The sequence below is a fragment of the Methanococcus voltae genome (genome assembly GCF_024807655.1).
Taxonomy (GTDB): Archaea; AGJL01; Methanococci; order Methanococcales; family Methanococcaceae; genus Methanococcus; species Methanococcus voltae_D.
In genome coordinates this window covers 37219-56443 of the sequence record NZ_JANUCR010000001.1, presented here as the reverse complement: position 1 = coordinate 56443, position 19225 = coordinate 37219, and the positions used below count along the sequence as shown (strand labels likewise).

The window sequence follows — 19225 nt, the reverse complement described above, 5'->3', positions numbered from 1 at the left end:
TTGGTCTATTCTATATCATCTATTTTTTTAACTAAATCCATTACTTTAATGCCCTTATTCGTAATGTTATAGTATACTTTGTCGTTTCTTTTTTCTCCTTCTTCATATCTTGAAACCAAACCTGCTTCGTTTAAACATTCAAGTGCTCGATAGGTGGTAGAACTATTAGAATGAGTTATAACTACGATTTCACTAAAGTATGACTTATCTTCATTCATAAGATATTGTAATATTTCGATAGCTTTGCTTTTATTTAATGCTTTAATGATTTTCATAATTTATCCCATATTCGTATTATTTCTAATAACTACATTTGTAATGTATTTTTATATATTTGCTATTATTATAATTTATTTAGTAATATTTAGATGGTCTTTATATTTAAAAATTTACATATGGTTTTGAAATAATCCACTTTTTTAACAACTTGGTTATTATTTAACTTTGAAAGGTATTCCAAAAATGGAAAGTAATATATATGAGATGAGCTAAATCAAAAATGGGATATTATTCCCATTATTGCCCTATTATTTGTCAAGAGATATGACGAATAAATATGTTATGGATAAACATTTAGTCTTATATTTAAAAATAATTATTCATTCTATTAAGGTTATAGAATGTTTAAAATCTTAATAAATCGAAGAACATAATAATTTTATATTTAATATTGAGGACACTACACTTTAACATATATGCCCATATTGTAATTATGAGGTATTTCTTCGGAAGCTGACATACTTAAGAATTTACATTATGTCATTAAGTTATTGTCATAAGTTTTATAATTACATTGTTTAGTGTATTTATCTCATCCAAACCTAATATATGGATTAGTATGGAGTTTATAGGGTATAAGTTTCATTTTTTCATATATTATGATTTTTTATTTTAAATAAGGTTTTAAGAATCTTTTTATTATAAGTTATTAATTTATTAATCAATCTGATTTAACTTACTTAATTTGTTAACTGTTATAATAATGTGAATTAAGTTTGGATAATAATAATAATAATAATAATAATAATAATTATAATTATAATATAGATAGCTAATAAATGGCATATGTACGATAACTATATATTCTATAATTGTATATTACGATAACGTGTGTATTATTTATCGAATAGTAATAACGCCTGTTAAAAGTTATCTTATTGCATTTTCAAAATATCTTATAAGACTATTTTTTTATATTACTATTTAGTGTATTAAATATTTTATGATAATATTTGATAATATTTTATATAATAAGGCTAATAATTATTACTATAAGAATGAGCTATAATTTAAATAACCAAAAACTATATATAAAATTATAGGTTATTATTATTTTGTTTAATAAATTGGGACTCGAATATCGAAATATTATATATCGACAATTGTCTATTATATTTTATAGTTGATAAAAGTCTTAAATTAGTTAAATAAAAAATAACCCCTTAAATTGAAATAACTATTTAATAATAATGTACATATTAAATCTTTACAATAGTTAACTAAATAAACGTGGTGACAATATTACTCAAAAAATCATTGAAAATGTAGATAGAATTTTAGTTCAAAACATCTCTAACTTAATGGCAAGTGAGGTAAGGGCTAAGATATACATATTCCTTAGAAAATTTGAGAAAAGTACTGTGGAAGAAATCGCAAATGGTACTGGCATATACCCCTCAACTGTAAGAGAATCAATTCTCGAGATGTATAATTTAGGATATGTAAATAGAGAAAAAATGAAAAAAGAAGGTTTAGGCAAAAAACCATACATTTACTCAGCAGTTGAACCTTCCGCAATTATTCAAAAAATTTCTGAAAAAGTTCAAGAACGGTTAAACGACTTGGTTGATATCGATGAAAGAATCGATGGTAAGCCAGCTACAACAAATGGACCAATAAATATTGAGATTAATATCGATGGTAAAAATTAATTTGCTATTTATTTAGATAGTTAGCTATCTAATTTGAAATAGAAATTAGTTAAATAAATAATTATATTGTGGCATTCAAGCATATACGTGTGGCTTTAAAAAGCATTAGATTTGAAATAGTAATTATTTCAAATTTTACTTAATTTATATGATTTTAAAATCAATTATAAATTAGGTATTTTCTTTTTTATTTATTTATTTTTATAATTAAACCAATTAAAGAAACGATTTTAAAATAGATTATTTAAATTTAATAAATTCTAAAAATTTTAATTTGTATTTAAAAAAATTATTTTGATAATATTATTTTATGCACAGAGTTGTTTGCCTATTTGAAGTAATAACTCATATTTTCCAATAGTTGAGTTTTCGGAGTTTTCAATCTTAACCTTAACATATCCGTTATTTTCCCAGGGTTCTTTTGGGTATGCCTTTGAATTTACCTGTTCGTATGAATAGCCTAATTTTTTAACTGCAGAAACTATTTCTTTTAATTTAACGTTTCGAGTACAAAATTCTTTATTTAATTTTCTACCTTTTGAACGGCTATTTTGAACGTCGAAATAAGCAGGCCATATTACAAATTCTTTATTTGTCATTATTTCACCATTTTATTATATTTTATTTTTTATTATATTTTATTTTATTATTTTAAATCTTTTTAATTTATTTAACGTATCCATTTTTCTTTGAGGAAAATATACATAACTACTACAATTAATATCATTGAGATTAACAATATAATCCAAAAACCATTGGGGTCTTCGGAAAATGGTAGATATTTAAAATTCATCCCGTAAATACCTGTAATCCACACGGGAACCGCAAAAAGTGCTGTAACCATTGTCAAAATTTTCATAATCTGGTTCATTTTAATGTTTTCAATTGACAATGTCATATCCATCATAGAGGATAACAATTCCCTATATGTAGTTTCCATGTCTATTAACTGAATAATATCGTAATAGAGGTCTTCAAATTCCCATCTGTCTTCTTGTGTGGTTATTGGTAAGTATTTACGTTTTAAAAGCGAAATAACATCTTTGTTTGATATAAGCGCCTTGTGGAAATATACAAGCATTTTCCTAAGTTGTAATATATCGTCTGTAAGGTTTTTGTTGTGGTCTTGAAGGATTCTATCCTCTAAAACGTCTAAATCGTCCTCTACTTTGACCAATACTTTGGAATAACTACTTATGATTTGATTTAAGAGGGTGTATATAAAAAACCCATTTCCTTTGTCCAATACATTGCGAGGTTTTTTGTAACATATTGCCCTATGTAATTTACCTATTGCTTTAATTTTATCTTTATGTATCGTTAATACTATGTTATTTTTTACAAAGACACCGAAAGAAGTTGTAGTGATGTCTTCTTCAAACAATGGAGCTTTAAAAACTATTAAATAGTAATCTTCTTCCTCTTCAACCCTTGGAACTTCCTGCTCGTCGAGACCTAAAGCTAACTCATCAGTATCAATACCTAATTTTTCAGATATCGCATATAATTCTTCATCAGATGGGTCGTAGCAATCCATCCAAATAAGTTTGGGTTCTTCATCTAAAACTTCATTAAAGTCCATTTTCCGAATATCTTTCTCAACATAACCAAGAATTTCAAGCATCTTATCACAATAGGTTTTTTTAATTCTATTATGTATTTTATCGATATTTTTAAATTATTTTTAATGTTTTATATCGATATTGTTATTAATTTTAATAATACTCATTATTTTATTTTTTTCTATTTTTATAATTTATTATTTCATATTAAAAAAATGCTAAACGTAAATGAAAATGTAAAAATAATATTTATAAAATAATTAAATAATTAGTAATTATATAAATTAACTAATTAAACTTTATATCTTAATATTGCAGCAATTCCACGGAATGCTTTTGATATCTGGTTTCCTTCTTCAGTATCAGTCGAAACAACGACAATATTTGAACCGTTTATTATACAGAGTTCCGCTAAATATTCAATTATGTCCATCTCTTCAACAATTGATAACGAACCTTCACAATTTGGACAAGATTTTGACTTTAATTCATCTTCAAATTTGTATAATTCGTTGTTTTTAACATTCACGTGTGTAATGGCACCACAATTATTACATTTTATTGTTATACGAGTTGTGTTTAAGTCTTCAGTTACGATAAGTGTTTCAATTGCACCCATTTCAAGGTATTTCATCACTTGTTTTTCACCGTAAGCTGCAAGACCGCCATCATCTTTAATTAATTCTTTAAAGAACTTCTGTATGATTACTTTTTCTTTCATTAAGTCCATATCTCTAAGTAATTCGGAAGCTTTATCCAATAATTCCCTAATTCCAAATTCTTCAGTATAACATAAATCGAAAGTATCAATTACCTTTTTACCTAATTCGTGGTGTAAAAACCCTTTTTCAACGAATTCGTTTTTAGTATTCCCAGGACCGCCAAGTAATAGCCCTTTCAATTTTTTTTCTTCTAATATTGGCATAAATGCTTCATTTGAATATTCTCCAATCCTTACCATAAATTGATGGGCAGCATCGTCAATTAATCTCTCCAATCTCCTTGCAGATTGACCCCCTGCTTTAAATTTACCTGGTACACCACTTGTTAACTTTTTTAAGATAGTAATGCTTTTACCTTTAACTGTACCGATTGTAGCTTCGTTTCTATCTACGAGGATTACTCCATAAACTTCTTTATCTTGTATGAAGTCTTCAAGTGGGTCGGTGAAAAATTGAGAATCACACCTATATATAAAAGTTTTAACTTGTTCAGGCGGTTCTAATACATAAACTTCCATTTTTTCAGTACCCGGACCACCTCGTGGTATCATTCCAGCAAAGATTATTGCACCGTTTTCTAAAGGCTCTTTTAATAGTTTTAATCTTTGCAAAATTACCTCGATAGCTGATTGAACGTTTTTCATCGTGGTTTTACTTTTAATGTTAGAAGATTGTGATAATTCTTGTCTTAAATATTGGGATATATCAGATACTCTTCTACCTGCAGGTACGTAAACACTAATTAATTCAGTACCTTTTCCTTTTTTTCCCTTTAATTCTTTGAGTGATTTTTTGAATAAGTATGCTTCGGTTGACGTTTGACTCATAATACACACACCTTAATTGTTAATTTATCTTATTTTTGTTAATTTTATTAATTATCTTATTTTTTTATTAATTTATTAATTTATTAATTTGCTATATTTTTCATATTAAAATTAAAAACCAAATAAAGCAAGTGTTTCATATTTTAAATACCAAATTTTTAAAAGATAATTCTAAGTTTAATTTTAAATTCATAATTTCACGTTTATAATACAATAGTGTTTAATAGTGTTTATAAAATAAATCCTTGATGTACTGAACTTTAAAATAAGTATACATATTTATACAATAGTTCAAAATTTATCCATTTGTTTTTAATTCCATACTATTTTTGTCATATATTATGATTTAATAATATATAAACTTACGGCGTTAATATTTAAAATAAAATATCTCAAAAAATACATTAAAATAGTGATAAAAGTTCTTTAAATTATTTAACTACTTCTAAAAATATGTAAAAAAGAATAATAAAATAAATCATATAAAACAATACAATAATAGGTTATCACAAAATTATTCTCTAATTAATTATTAATTATTAATTATTCTGTTGTATCTTGTGAAATCTCTTGTAATTTTAGATTTTTAAGTTGTTCGTGAAGCTCTGAAGCTTTAGTTTTTAATTCATTTATCTCATTGTACGCCAATAATAATTCTTGGTGTTTTTCCGCACTGGTTCTCGCATTTTCTAAAACTTTTTTATGTTCTTCTGATGATTCATTTACCAATATTGATATACTATCAGACATTTCTTTAATTACTTCGTTTAATTTTTCTAATTCTGAAGCTCTTTTATATAATTCTTGATATGACTGAATTTGAGCTGCTAAAGCTTGCTCTTTATCCATATCCGTAGCACTCGTTTCGAGTTGCATTTCCAATTGCTCAATTTTTTCAGCAATTTGAGTTTTTGTTAATTTCATCATCTTAAATTCTTCAAGAAGTCCTGCCCTTTTCTGTTTTAATTCCCTAATCTCTTCAATTCTATTTTTTACATCTGTGTTAATGGCTTCCCGAGTTTCTTTAAATTCCTTAACTTTTTCGTTTGCATCGTCTCTTATTTTCTTTAAGTCTTTAGCTTCTTCGTACAATTCTTTTATTTTAGTATTTATCGTGTCAAGTTGAGTTTTTATAGGTTCATATTCCATTTTTTACACCAATCCCTCGTTTGGGTAGGGCATGTAACCCTCATACATATAAATTTGTAAATATGAGTATTTATTATTTATTATTTAATTCCCACATACCTTATTTTTATGAAATTCGTTATGAAATTTACCTTATTTTATATATCTCATATCTAATTTTTATATCTAATTTTATATCTAATTTACTATATTTACTATTACTATTATAATATTTGATATATAGTCCTTTATAAAATGTTCGAATTAGAAATGGCAAAACTATATATATTAAGTGATAAAACATCTATTAGGTTATAAAACCGAATTAGATACTTTCTTTAAAATTTGATTTTAAACGATTTTAAAAGATTTTAAACCAAATAATAAGAAAAACGTTAAATAACTATATTAAAAAATTAAAAGAATGATTGTCAATAAATTTATAATTGTAAATATATATTTTATAATGGTATATTTTAATGTAAATTAATCATTCATAAAACAAAAAAGTCCAAATTACTACATAAACGGGAATTTTTTAATTAATCATTAAATTAATTAATTACAAATTAATTAATTACAAATTAAATTGTAAAATTCTAAGTTTTTAGTGTTTGGAAAACATGTTAAAGGCTTTAGTTTTAAAAAGTCAAGAAACCACTATTTTGGAGGAAAAAAACATGGCAGACGATAACCTATTAACATCGTTGGACACCTACTTAGCATCAGGTATCCACATCGGTACACAGCAAAAAACCGAAGATATGAGAAGATTTATCTACAGAGTTAGGGCTGACGGTTTATATGTATTAGACGTTAGGAAAACTGATGAAAGATTAAGATTAGCTGCAAAATTCTTATCAAACTATGAACCAGAACAAATTTTGGCAGTTTCAAGAAGAGTTTACACAGTAGGACCTTTAGAAAAATTCGGTAAAACAACAGGAATCAAAACACTCGCAGGCAGATTTGTTCCGGGTACATTAACAAACCCTGCATCAAGAAAGTTCATGGAACCAGAAGTTTTATTCTTAAGCGACCCAAGAGTAGACAAACAAGCATTAAAAGAAGCTATTGAAATCGGAATCCCTATTGTAGGTATGTGCGACACAGAACATTTAACCTCACACATTGACTTTATTATTCCTACCAACAACAAAGGTAGAAAATCAGTATCTTTAATGTACTACTTAATCGCAAGAGAATATATGAAAAACAGAGGATTAATTGGTGATGAAATACCATTTAAATACGATGATTTCTTAGAAAAATCAATGAATACAAAAGTTAAAATGAAAAAGAGACCAAATAGAAGACAAAACAGAAGAAGAAGATAATTGACTTGCTGTTTATCACATATAATTGGTAATCAGAATATATATACTTAAAAATATAATACTTATATAAAATACTTGTTCAAATTTAATCAAATGGTTAATTACAGAATTTAATCAAAGGATTTAATTTGAAATAATTTGAATTTAACGATATAATTAGAAACAGTGGTAAAATGAGCGAGAACCAGAACTTAAACAATGAAAATTTTCAAGATGGAAATGATGAAGAATGCGAAACATTTGAAGAACAGTTATATTTTGAATGTCCTATATGCAATGATATTACTCCTCACGAACTAATCAAAAAAGTTGAAACAAAGAAACTTTTGAGATACACCGTAAAGTGCCAAGATTGTGGAAATGTACACAACATCGAGAAAAGATGTAAATTACAACACCTCAAAGTTGTTGTAAGTAGATACAATCAATCTGAACAATTCACTGTCGACATTCCAGATGACGAAAAGTTGAGCGTTGAGGATACAATCGAAGTAAAAGGCGAAAATGTTGAAATAACAAGTGTAGAACTCGAGGGTTCAAGAAGAGTAGAATCTGCAATGGCAAAAGACATTAAAATGATATGGGCTAAATCTTTGGACGTACCCAAAAAAGTCAACATTTCTGTTAGTGCTGGTGGAATAACTCGTTCATTTAGCGTCTTAGTTTCACATAATCAAGCTTTCGAAGAAGACCAAATTTATAGGGCGGGTGAACTGTTTTTTAGGATAAAAAGAATAAAAGCAGAAAAAGGATATTTCACCAGAGAAGTTGCAAGGAAAATCGTGAGAATTTACTCGGAACCTGTAAGTCCTATGAGGGATTTCATTGATTTAACTGATTATGTAATTTAATTAATTGTATATTCGATTAAATAAGTATTAATCAGAATAATAACTAATTTAAATTTATAATTTATTTATGATGTATTAGTTCATTAATTCATAAATTATTAATTTAGTAATTTATTAATTCATTTTAACTTATAATAAAAATATAGGAAACATGTAATATTCATTGGATTCAAAAATAGGAATTCATATTGAGGTGTAACCATGGCAAGAATGAAAGCAAGGTCAACCAAAGGAAAAAGAATGACCAGAGATACTTGGAAAACCAAAGTATGGTATAATATTGTTGCTCCTAAATCCTTTGGTGGAGCAGAAATCGGACAAACACCTGCAAACGACCCAGCAGGTTTAATCGGTAGAGTTTCAGAAATCAGCTTAAAGGATTTAACAAACGACCACTCAAAGCACTCAATCAGAATGCAGTTTAAAGTAAACTCAGTAAGTGGTAAAAACGCTGTTACTCAATTTGTAGGACACGATACAACAAGAGAATACTTGAAATCACAAGTTAGAAGAAGAAGAAGCAAAATTACAACAATCATTGATGTAAGAACAAAAGACGGCTTCAAATTAAGAGTTAAAGCTTTAGTTTTAACAGCTGTTAGAGCAAGAGACCACCATAAAACAGAAATCAGATTAAAAACAGAACAAATCATCAGAGATATGTCAAAAGAATTAACATTCCCTGAATTTGTTCACGCTATGTTAATGGGCGCTATGGGTTCAAAAATCTACGGCGAATGTAAAAAATTATTCCCATTAAGAAGAGTAGAAGTTTACAAATCCGATGTAATGGAAATCGGTGTTGAAACACCAGTTGCTGAAGAAAAAGCTGAAGAAGAAAAAGCTGAAGCACAATAAGATTAATGATTTAATTCTTAATCTTTTACTATTTTATAATTTTTAATTAAAAATAAATGCACTTAAACTTAAGAATAAAAATAAAAAAATAAGAAACTTTTTTAAAAAAATAAAAAAAATAAATATAATTTGGTAAAATCAATATTCAATAATTTAAATTCAATAATTTAAATTCAATAATTTAAATTCAATAATTTAAAATTCTAAGATTGTACCAACACCAAGCTCTTTTACAGGATTTTCTTGTGCAAGTCTGATTTTTGAATTTAAATCAGTACAGTGGCAAGCATATAATGATTCCATATTTAAACCTTTAAGATACTCGCAGGTTTTAACAATTCTGTCCTCTGAAGGTTTTATAAGGTGAATACCGCCAATTGCACTAATTACAGGGTAGTCTCCAATTAATTTTTTAGCCATTTCAATTGTATTACATATACCAGAGTGTGCGCAACCGCTGATTATTACGAGTTCTTTTTTATCGGGGTTTTTTTCGTCGGTTTTAACGTATACAAGAGAACTATCTTCAACAATATAGTCATCAACGTACACATCGTTGCCATTTTCATCTTTAACGAGTTTTTTATATGGGTTATTTATAAGTTCAAAATCGTTATTTCTTTCAATTTCACCCAAGAAATATAAATTATCAGTTATCTTTTGCATTTTTTTAGACAATTGTACGTTAAAAGCTTTTTTAATTTCTTTAATATCTACCATACAACCGATTTCTTCGTCCCTTTTAAATTTCCTATCGAAAACAGCTTCGTGAGCAATTAAAATTGGTTTTTGTTTTTTGGTTCTAAATTCTTTCATATATTCTATTAAATATTTTAAACCGCCAGTATGGTCATCATGACCGTGTGAAAATACTAAATAATCAATATTTGCCACATTAATACCTAATTCTTCAGCATTTTCAATAAATAAATCTGAAAAACCAGTGTCGTGTAATATTTGTTTTCCATCTACTTCAATAAACTGTGATAATCCGTGTTCCCCATATAAATCTCTGCTTAAAAGTTCTGCGTTGTTATCTACCAATATCGTTAATATCATCGTATCTCCTTGTTTTTTGTAATATTTTTAGTTTACAATTATTTTATAATTATTTTATAATTATTTTATAATTATTTTATAATTATTTTTTATATATGTTATTATTTTTTATTTTTACATTAATTAGTTATTTAATTTACATTTATTATTTGCCTTTATTAAACTAATTATTTTATCTAAATTACCTTTATACTGTAATTTATTCAGATTATTTCACTATTACATATTTCCCCCATATGATATAAACATTACATAATTTTTTTGTAGATTTTACCTCACAAACAACATACACAAAAATTTTATATACTCACTTAAGGCATAATTAAACTTAACAATATGTATTGGCAATCGCTAAGCTTTGCAACAATGTATAAACTTATAAGTTATGTCAAAGCCCAAAAAAACATACTTATTAAATTTATATTGTGCATATTGACATATATTGTCCCAGGTGTTAAATATGGAAGATACAGCGGTAAATTGGTTTGAAGAAGGAGTTTTAAACTGTAATTCAAATAAGCCAGATTATGAAAAAGCACTAATATGCTTCAAAAGAGTAATTTCCTCAAGAAAGATGGCTGAAAATGAATATGAGATATGGAACCTTATGTCTTCAATATATCACGAATTAGGGCGTGATAATCTTGCAATGCAATGCATCACAAATGCTTTAAAACTTGCACCTAAAAATCCTAATTTGTGGATTCAAAAAGCACAGTTATTAGAACAAGACAATCCTGAAGAAGCTAAAAAATGTTTTAAAAAAGCGTTAGAGTTTTCAAAAGTGCTTAATTTATAATATAACATACCTAATTATTTATTTATTCTTTTATTAACCATAACTTTTTTTATTTATTATTTTTTATTTATTATTTTTTATTTATTATTTTTTATTTATTATTTACTATTTTTTAATTTTAATTTAGTGAATTTATAACGATTATATAAAATATTTTATATAGTATCATACCCATATTTATTATATCCATAAATGTCCATCATAAAATAATAGATATAACGGAGAGCATAGTGGGAGTGAGTTAAATGCCCTCGAATCAACAAACTTATAAGCTATACGTTCAAGGAATTGCATATTTCAACGATAAGAAGTATTCTGATGCAATTGGCTACTTTAAACGGATATTACGTATAAATTCAAGTGATTTTTTAGCACTTTTTGGTATGTGTTTAGTATATACTGCACTCGATGATTACGAAACAGCACTTACATATGCAAACAAGTGTTTATACTTCAATGCACAATACCAGCCAGCAATGGTTTATAAAAAGAAATTAACGAAAAAAATTGAGCGTTCTAATCTTGAAAAATATGAAAAATGGAGTAAATTAGGATTAGAGTACTATAAAAATAAAAATTATTTAAAATCTCATTATTATTTTGAGAAAGCATATGTTTGCAATCCAAATTCAAAAATTGCCTTAAAAAATTTGCAATTCATCCAAAAAATTTTAAAATCAAGATTGCCATATGAATGGAACGCAAAAGCACTTGAATTTTACAAGAGAAAGCAGTATGAAAAGGCAAGAGTATGTTTAAAACATGCACTATCTTTAAATCCAAATTCAAAATCTATAAGGAATAATATTGTTAAGTTATCTAACCTTATAAATTCAAAAAATGCAACTTTAAATAAAAATTTAAATAATACTATATCTGCAAAATCAGAAGCTGAATCGAAATTAAAACCTCCAGCAATAAAAAATGATAATGTTAATGAAAAAATTAACAATATCGAAAATACGCCTGCTAAAATCAATAATTCGGTTGAAAACAACCCTGTTATTGTAGATATCGAAAATAAAAATCTTAACAATAATCCTAATAATCCTAATAATGTTAACAATAATAATTGCAACATCAAAAATAATAAAAATGATTTAAAATCCTCTGAATTAGAAAATAATATCGAATATGGTCAATTAAATGATTTAATCAATGATTTAATATTTGATGCTTTAGATACTAAATTTAACGAATTTGATAATGATATATCAAATAATTCGGTTGAATATAATAATGAACATAATGAAAATAACGATATTAAATATGATAAAACTGATATACTTAATGAGAAAAACAAAATTGATAATACTAAAGATATTGACAAATTTGACATCTCAAATATTGAGAATATAGATAATATTAATAATAAAAATAAGATATCTTTAGATAAGGATATTGATAATAATAATAATAATAATAATAATAATAATATTGATAATGATATCGAAGATTTTGATGCTGAATTGGATAAAATTAATAAGTTAAATTTAGAGTCTGAAAACAATGTCGGTACAAAAGAAGATGGTAAAAAGAAAATTAGGAGGGATTTAATACCTCTTAGTACAAATATGGGTGTAGATTTAACCAAACTGTTCGGAAACAAGTCAAATAATGGAAATTTACCTGATGATGACGATTATCACTTCGAAGACAATAATGATTACGCTATGGAATTTAATATGGAACAAGAATATGAATACGAAATTGATGAAGATGATTCTACAAGTGCGGAAGAATTAATGATTATTAACTTGAATAACGAAGAAGAAATTCAGGATAATAAAAAGAGTGCCCATATTCATAATAAAAATGATTATGAGGACGACAAGGATAAATTTGAATACTATATCGATGATGTCTATGAAGATTATGAAGAACCAATATTCTAAATTAAAAAAATTAAACAAATTAAAAGGACTTAAAAATTCAGAAGATGGTCTTTTTAAAGATAGTTTTTATATGATATTGTCAAATCTCTACTCTAAATTAATATTATATTTATTTTTTTTAATAATACCTTTTATGGTAGGTACTGAAGGTTTTGGTGTAGTAAGGGGACTTTTACCGATTACGGACACTATTGTAATCTTTTTTTGCTCGGGAATTCCTCCAGCAATGGCTAAATTTATATCGGAAGATAATTCAAAAAAACAAATGGAAAAATTCGAAACAGATTACTATGTTGAAAATACTAATGTATGGGAATTTAAAATATTGAAATATATGGTATTTTTTTCATTTTTTGGAGCCTTGCTGGCAATTTCCTTGAAATATATCTTAGGTGGGGATTATAAAACCCTTCCAGATATTTATTATTATGCCATAGCACTTTCAATACCTCTTTCAGCGTTTATTTCTTGGTCAAGAGGTGTATTGCAAGGTAATCTAAAAATAAAGCAATTATCTTTGACTTGGATATTAGAACATACTTCAAAAGTTGTATTTTTAATCCCATTGGCGTTATTTTTCGGAATAACTGGCGTTTTACTATCTGTTTCAGTAGGATATTTGTTAGGTGGTCTTTTAGGGCTTTATATAATTTTCAAGTATCTCAATAGGTATAAAAGACAAACTGAAAGATTTGAAAGTACTAAATATAGTAATTCTAACGATAACAAGATAATGGCAAACAAAGTGTTAATTTATGCTATTCCTATTGCATTAACTGCTACATCTTACCGTTTATTAAATGATTTGGACAGTATATTTATAATGAGCATATTGGGAGCTTATGATAATGGATTATACGGCTATGCGTCTTTAATTTCTAAGTTATTGTTTTTATTTGCTGCTTCCATCTCAACCGTACTAATCCCGAGAATGGCAAAATCCAACATAAAATCTGTAAAGTCTTTAAAATACTTAAAGAAGTCCCTACTATTAAATTTTACAATATTACTACCATTATTGGCAATTTTTATAATTTTTGCAAATGATATTTTAAAATTATCTTTTGGAATTTCAAATGTGAATGTATCAAATAGTTTAATAGTCTTGTCATTATCTGCATCGGTAATGAGTATTTATACACTCTGTGCATCTTCTCTTCAAGGAATGGGTTATGCAAAAATACCCTTATATGTAATATCGTTAGGAATAGTCTTAAACGCAGTATTTAACCTGTTATTAATACCGATATATGGAATATTGGGTGGTGCATTCGCCACTTTGCTTTCTTCGACAATGATTTCAGTTTTAATGAGCATATTAACGCTGAGAAAATTAAAGTAGAATAATAGAATAATAGAATAATAGAATAATGGATTAATAGATTAAAATAAGCTATAATAATATTATTTTATATATGGGATATTAATTAATATATTTAATTATATCAATTATGCGATACTATAAATATGTTAATATATAATATTCTGATAATTTGAATATCAATTTTAAAATTGAAAAATCTTAAATTATGGCTTATTACATTAATTTTAAAAATTTTAAAAATTTTACAATATCATAAGGTGGAACTTTGAAAAGACAAGATATTAAAAAGGTAATGATATTGGGTTCAGGACCCATTGTAATCGGGCAAGCCGCAGAATTTGATTTTTCAGGTTCTCAAGCCTGTAAATCATTAAAAGAAGAAGGTATTTACACCATCTTGGTTAACTCAAATCCTGCAACAATTCAAACAGACACCAACATTGCAGATAAAGTATACTTGGAGCCCTTAAATCCAAAAATACTTGAAAAAATCATACAAAAAGAAACACCGGACGCTATTTTACCTACAATGGGGGGACAAACTGGGCTAAATCTCGCCATTGAATTATCCAAAAGAGGAATATTGGAAAAATATAACATTGAACTTTTAGGCTCAACTGAAGAGGTAATCGAAACCTCGGAAGACCGTGATTTATTCAACAAGGCAATGGAAGAGATAAATCAGCCTATTGCTAAATCTGCAGCTGTTAATTCAGTGGAAGATGCAATTAAAGCTACTAAAGAATTGGGCTATCCTGCAATTGTAAGACCTGCATTTACATTAGGTGGAACTGGTGGCGGTGTAGCTAATAACGAGGAAGAATTAATCGAGATAACGGAAAAAGGACTCGCTTATTCAATGATACATCAAGTTTTAATCGACCAAAGTTTATTGGGTTGGAGAGAATTTGAATACGAAGTTATGAGAGATAAGAACGATACCTGTATTGTAGTATGTAATATGGAGAATATAGACCCTATGGGTATACATACCGGTGAAAGTATCGTTGTAGCACCATCACAGACTTTATGCGATGAATTACACCAATTACTAAGGGATTCTGCTTTACAAATTATAAGACACTTACAAATTGAAGGTGGCTGTAATGTTCAATTCGCAGTAAATCCTGAAGGAACTGATTATGTAGTAATTGAAGTAAATCCGAGGGTTTCAAGAAGCTCTGCACTTGCAAGTAAAGCAACTGGCTACCCAATAGCAAAAATAGCTGCAAAAATAGCTTTAGGTATGACACTTGACGAAATTTTAAACGACGTTACAAAGGAAACACCTGCAAGTTTTGAGCCTACATTAGATTATGTAGTTGTAAAAATCCCAAGATGGCCATTTGACAAGTTTAGAACCGTTGATAAAAGATTAGGGACAGCTATGAAATCAACTGGTGAAATTATGGCTATAGGAAGAACTTTCCAGGAAGCACTTCAAAAAGCAATTAGAAGTTTAGATATCGGTAGATATGGTATTATTGGAGATGGAAAGGATAATGAACACTCTAACGACGAAATAAACGAAATTTTAAAGAATGCAACAGACGAAAGGATATTTATAATTGCTGAAGCTTTAGATAAAGGCTGGTCAATTAGGGAAGTCTGTGAATTAACAGGAATTGATGAATTTTTCATCATAGAAATGAATAAGATAATTGAAACAAAAAAAGAACTCGAAGTTTTAGGAAAACTTATTTAATAATAAATTAAGTTTAAATTAAGTTTAAATTAATTTACTAAAGTAATTAATTATTAATTAAAGTTCTAAATTGGATTATAAGAATAAGATTATAGGTTTATTAGGGGATTTTATGATTATAGATAATAAAAAATTAAAAGAAGTATTTTTAAAGGCCAAAATGTATGGTTTTTCCGATGTACAATTAGCAAATCTTTTGAATAAATCCGAAGAAGAAATTCGGGAATTTAGAAAACAGTTAAATTTGACACCTGTTTATAAAATGGTGGACACTTGTTCCGCAGAATTTGAAGCAGCGACTCCGTATTACTACTCCTGTTATGAAAGATACATCGATGAGGCGCAAAACGAAAGCAACGCTTCAGACCGAAAAAAAGTAATTATATTAGGTTCAGGACCTATTAGGATAGGTCAAGGTGTAGAATTTGATTATTCCACTGTACACGCTATTTTTGCTTTAAAAGAAATGGGTATCGAGGCAATAATCGTAAATAACAACCCTGAAACCGTAAGTACGGATTATGATACATCAGATAAACTTTACTTTGAACCTTTAGTTTACGAACAAATAATGGATATAATCGAAAACGAGAGCAAAAAAGATAATCTTTTAGGTGTAATCGTACAATTCGGCGGTCAAACAGCCATTAACCTTGCTATGAAATTACAAAATTCTGGCGTAAATATCTTAGGTACAAGCCCTCACTCAATTGATTTAGCCGAAGACAGGGAACAATTCTTAAAAGTGCTCGATAAATTACAAATACCACAAGCTGAAGGTGCAACCGCATTTAGTGAAGACCAAGCGATAGTTATTGCTGAAAAAATAGGTTATCCGGTACTTGTAAGACCATCATACGTTTTAGGCGGTAGGGCTATGCAAATTGTATATAATACTGAGGAATTAAAAGATTATATGCGTGAAGCTGTTAAAGTATCATCAGACCACCCTATTTTAGTAGATAAATTCTTAGAAGAAGCTACTGAAATTGATGTGGATGCAATATGCGACGGAGAAACCGTATTTTTAGGGGCAATTATGGAGCACATCGAGGAAGCAGGTATCCACAGTGGAGACAGTGCTTGCGTAATTCCACCACAAACGCTTTCTGAAGAAACTTTAAACACGATACAAGAGCATACTACTAATTTAGCTTTGGAGTTGGGTGTGGTGGGACTTTTAAATATCCAATATGCCATAAAAGATGGAAAAGTTTACATTATTGAAGCAAACCCAAGAGCTTCAAGAACTATACCTTATGTAAGTAAATCTGTAGGCGTTCCTTTGGCTAAAATAGCTACAAATGTTATAATGGGCAAAAAATTAAAAGATATGGATTGTGAAGGCGTAGCAAAAGCTAAATATGTTAGTGTAAAAGAAGCCGTATTCCCATTCTTAAAATTACCTGGGGTAGACCCAGTTTTAAGCCCGGAAATGAAATCAACCGGTGAAGCAATTGGTATTGATAAAGATTTCGGTTTAGCATTCTACAAATCCCAGTTATCTGCAAATATGGAATTACCTACTTCAGGAACTGTATTTATAAGTGTTAGAAATAGGGATAAAGACAATATAGTTGACATTGCAAAAAAATTCGCTGATTTGGGCTTTGATATCGTTGCTACAGCAGGAACAGCTCGTGAATTAAGACAATTCGGTATGGATGTAATGGAAATTAAAAAGATATCTGAAGGTAAAAAAGGCAGTATTATAGAGCTTGCTCAGAAAAGTGGAGTTGATTTAATGATAAACACTTCATCTGGAGATAAAGCAAAAACAGACGGATATTTAATAAGAAGGGTTGCAGTAGAACTTAATATCCCATACTTTACAACATTGCAAGGTGCATTAGCATCTTTAAGAGCAATCGAATCAATAAATAATAACGCAGAATTAGACGTTTATTCATTAAATGAATTAGAATATTAATTAATTTTTAATTTTTAATTTTTAGTTTTTATATTTTTTATATTTTTTATATTGGTTTGTTATTTGTATACCATATTATTATAATTATTATAATTATTATTTTCTTATTTTCTTATTTTATTAATTTTTTTATGATTATTCTGTTTAAATCATTATAATTATATACAAAAAATCACATATATCTAATTCTATCATATTTTATCATATATCTATTAATTATACATTAAAAATCGGTGAATAATATGTTTATAACTCCTGAAAACCAAATTCGACTATTAAAACAAATTTTATTAAAATATGGGGTAAATGAAAAAGATGCCCAATTAACAGCTGAAATTTTTACAGAAGCTGATTTAAAAGGTTTTACCTCTCACGGAATCGGTAGATTCCACCAAACCGTAATCGGATTAGAAGCTGGGGTAATTGTACCAAATGCAGATATAAAAATTGAAAAACAAAGTCCTGCAACTGCATTAATCAACGGAAATTTAGGTTTAGGTTATGTGATTGGAGCTTATGCAATGGATTTAGCAATTGAAAAAGCTAAAAATGTAGGTATTGGTATGGTTTCCACATATAACGCTAACCATTTTGGTATCACAGGTCATTATTCCGAAAGGGCAATGAAAGAAGGACTTATCGGTATTGCCATTACAAATACTGAACCTGCAATGGCTCCATACGGCGGAACAGATAAAATATTAGGTACAAATCCCGTAGCTATTGCAATAGAGGGTAATGAAACAAAATTTTCTTTAGATATGGCAACAGCATCAATTGCAAGGGGAAAAATCTTTGAAGCAGACAGATTAAGTAAGCAATTACCTGAAAATTCTGCACTCGACAAAAACGGAAATCCAACAAATGACCCAAAAGAAGCATTAAATGGTTGCATTTTGCCATTTGGGGGAATTAAAGGATACGGTATTGCGACAGCAATCGAATTATTGTCCGCTTTGGGCGGTGCTGAAGTCGGAACTAATGTTAAGGGAACAGCTGACCCAAAAGCAAGATGTACAAAAGGCGATTTGTTTTTAGCAATTAATCCTGAGTTTTTCGGAGGTTCTGAAATCTTTAAGAATAGAACTGATGAATTAATAACTGAATTAAAAAGTTCCAACCTTTTAACAGGCTTTGACGAAATTTTAGTTGCTGGAGAACCTGAAAAAAGAATTTGGGAAAGTAAAAAAGATGGTTATGAGTTAGATAAAAAATTATATGATAAACTATCTAAAATTTGTGAAAAAAATGACATTGATATTTTAAAATACGTAAAATAGGACTATTGATTAAATTA

16 protein-coding genes are annotated in these 19225 nt (G+C 27.8%); 10 read left to right on the top strand and 6 right to left on the bottom strand.

Features of this window, described 5'->3' with window-relative positions:
* Positions 1–5 precede the first annotated feature (5 nt).
* Positions 6–275, bottom strand: a complete 270-nt coding sequence (locus tag J3E06_RS00245) for a winged helix-turn-helix domain-containing protein (RefSeq protein ID WP_013180305.1) — start codon at positions 273–275, stop codon at positions 6–8.
* Between the two features lie 1305 nt (positions 276–1580).
* Here J3E06_RS00245 and J3E06_RS00240 point away from each other — a divergent pair.
* Complete coding sequence (locus tag J3E06_RS00240; RefSeq protein ID WP_048187146.1) at positions 1581–1931, top strand: helix-turn-helix domain-containing protein; 351 nt, start codon at positions 1581–1583, stop codon at positions 1929–1931.
* 308 nt (positions 1932–2239) lie between these two features.
* Here J3E06_RS00240 and J3E06_RS00235 read toward each other — a convergent pair whose 3' ends face one another.
* From J3E06_RS00235 to J3E06_RS00220, 4 genes are all read right to left on the bottom strand, one after another.
* The gene (locus tag J3E06_RS00235; protein WP_013180303.1) at positions 2240–2530 is read right to left on the bottom strand and encodes a signal recognition particle subunit SRP19/SEC65 family protein; all 291 of its coding nucleotides are present in this window, start codon (positions 2528–2530) and stop codon (positions 2240–2242) included.
* A gap of 71 nt (positions 2531–2601) precedes the next feature.
* Positions 2602–3555 (bottom strand): magnesium/cobalt transporter CorA, encoded by a 954-nt coding sequence (gene corA / locus J3E06_RS00230; RefSeq protein WP_013180302.1) that lies wholly within the window; start codon positions 3553–3555, stop codon positions 2602–2604.
* 230 nt (positions 3556–3785) lie between these two features.
* Positions 3786–5042, bottom strand: a complete 1257-nt coding sequence (prf1, locus tag J3E06_RS00225; RefSeq protein ID WP_013180301.1) for a peptide chain release factor aRF-1 — start codon at positions 5040–5042, stop codon at positions 3786–3788.
* 543 nt (positions 5043–5585) lie between these two features.
* On the bottom strand, positions 5586–6191 hold the full coding sequence (locus J3E06_RS00220; protein WP_013180300.1) for a DUF7121 family protein: 606 nt from the start codon (positions 6189–6191) through the stop codon (positions 5586–5588).
* A 659-nt stretch (positions 6192–6850) separates the two neighbouring features.
* Between J3E06_RS00220 and rpsB the strand changes: the two genes are divergently transcribed.
* From rpsB to J3E06_RS00205, 3 genes are all read left to right on the top strand, one after another.
* The gene (gene rpsB / locus J3E06_RS00215) at positions 6851–7507 is read left to right on the top strand and encodes a 30S ribosomal protein S2 (protein ID WP_013180299.1); all 657 of its coding nucleotides are present in this window, start codon (positions 6851–6853) and stop codon (positions 7505–7507) included.
* Positions 7508–7680: 173 nt separating this feature from the next.
* Complete coding sequence (locus J3E06_RS00210; protein WP_013180298.1) at positions 7681–8358, top strand: HVO_0476 family zinc finger protein; 678 nt, start codon at positions 7681–7683, stop codon at positions 8356–8358.
* Between the two features lie 201 nt (positions 8359–8559).
* A complete protein-coding gene (locus J3E06_RS00205) occupies positions 8560–9216 on the top strand; it encodes a 30S ribosomal protein S3ae (RefSeq protein WP_013180297.1) in 657 nt (218 codons plus the stop codon).
* Between the two features lie 195 nt (positions 9217–9411).
* On the opposite strand, the gene J3E06_RS00200 is transcribed toward J3E06_RS00205, so the two are convergent.
* On the bottom strand, positions 9412–10275 hold the full coding sequence (locus J3E06_RS00200) for an MBL fold metallo-hydrolase (RefSeq protein ID WP_013180296.1): 864 nt from the start codon (positions 10273–10275) through the stop codon (positions 9412–9414).
* Between the two features lie 460 nt (positions 10276–10735).
* Between J3E06_RS00200 and J3E06_RS00195 the strand changes: the two genes are divergently transcribed.
* The 6 genes from J3E06_RS00195 (at position 10736) to comC (ending at position 19208) form a co-directional block, all read left to right on the top strand.
* Complete coding sequence (locus J3E06_RS00195; protein ID WP_013180295.1) at positions 10736–11074, top strand: hypothetical protein; 339 nt, start codon at positions 10736–10738, stop codon at positions 11072–11074.
* Positions 11075–11319: 245 nt separating this feature from the next.
* A complete protein-coding gene (locus J3E06_RS00190) occupies positions 11320–12969 on the top strand; it encodes a tetratricopeptide repeat protein (protein WP_013180294.1) in 1650 nt (549 codons plus the stop codon).
* Positions 12950–14311 carry a flippase gene (locus J3E06_RS00185; protein WP_013180293.1) on the top strand — a complete coding sequence of 454 codons (1362 nt, stop codon included), beginning with the start codon at positions 12950–12952 and terminating at the stop codon, positions 14309–14311. The genes J3E06_RS00190 and J3E06_RS00185 overlap by 20 nt, the downstream gene beginning before the upstream one ends.
* A 247-nt stretch (positions 14312–14558) precedes the next feature.
* Complete coding sequence (gene carB, locus J3E06_RS00180) at positions 14559–15998, top strand: carbamoyl-phosphate synthase large subunit (protein ID WP_083807434.1); 1440 nt, start codon at positions 14559–14561, stop codon at positions 15996–15998.
* Positions 15999–16116: 118 nt separating this feature from the next.
* Positions 16117–17928, top strand: a complete 1812-nt coding sequence (gene carB, locus J3E06_RS00175) for a carbamoyl-phosphate synthase large subunit (protein ID WP_048187489.1) — start codon at positions 16117–16119, stop codon at positions 17926–17928.
* A gap of 242 nt (positions 17929–18170) precedes the next feature.
* Positions 18171–19208 (top strand): L-sulfolactate dehydrogenase, encoded by a 1038-nt coding sequence (comC, locus tag J3E06_RS00170; protein WP_013180292.1) that lies wholly within the window; start codon positions 18171–18173, stop codon positions 19206–19208.
* The last annotated feature ends 17 nt before the right edge of the window (positions 19209–19225 follow it).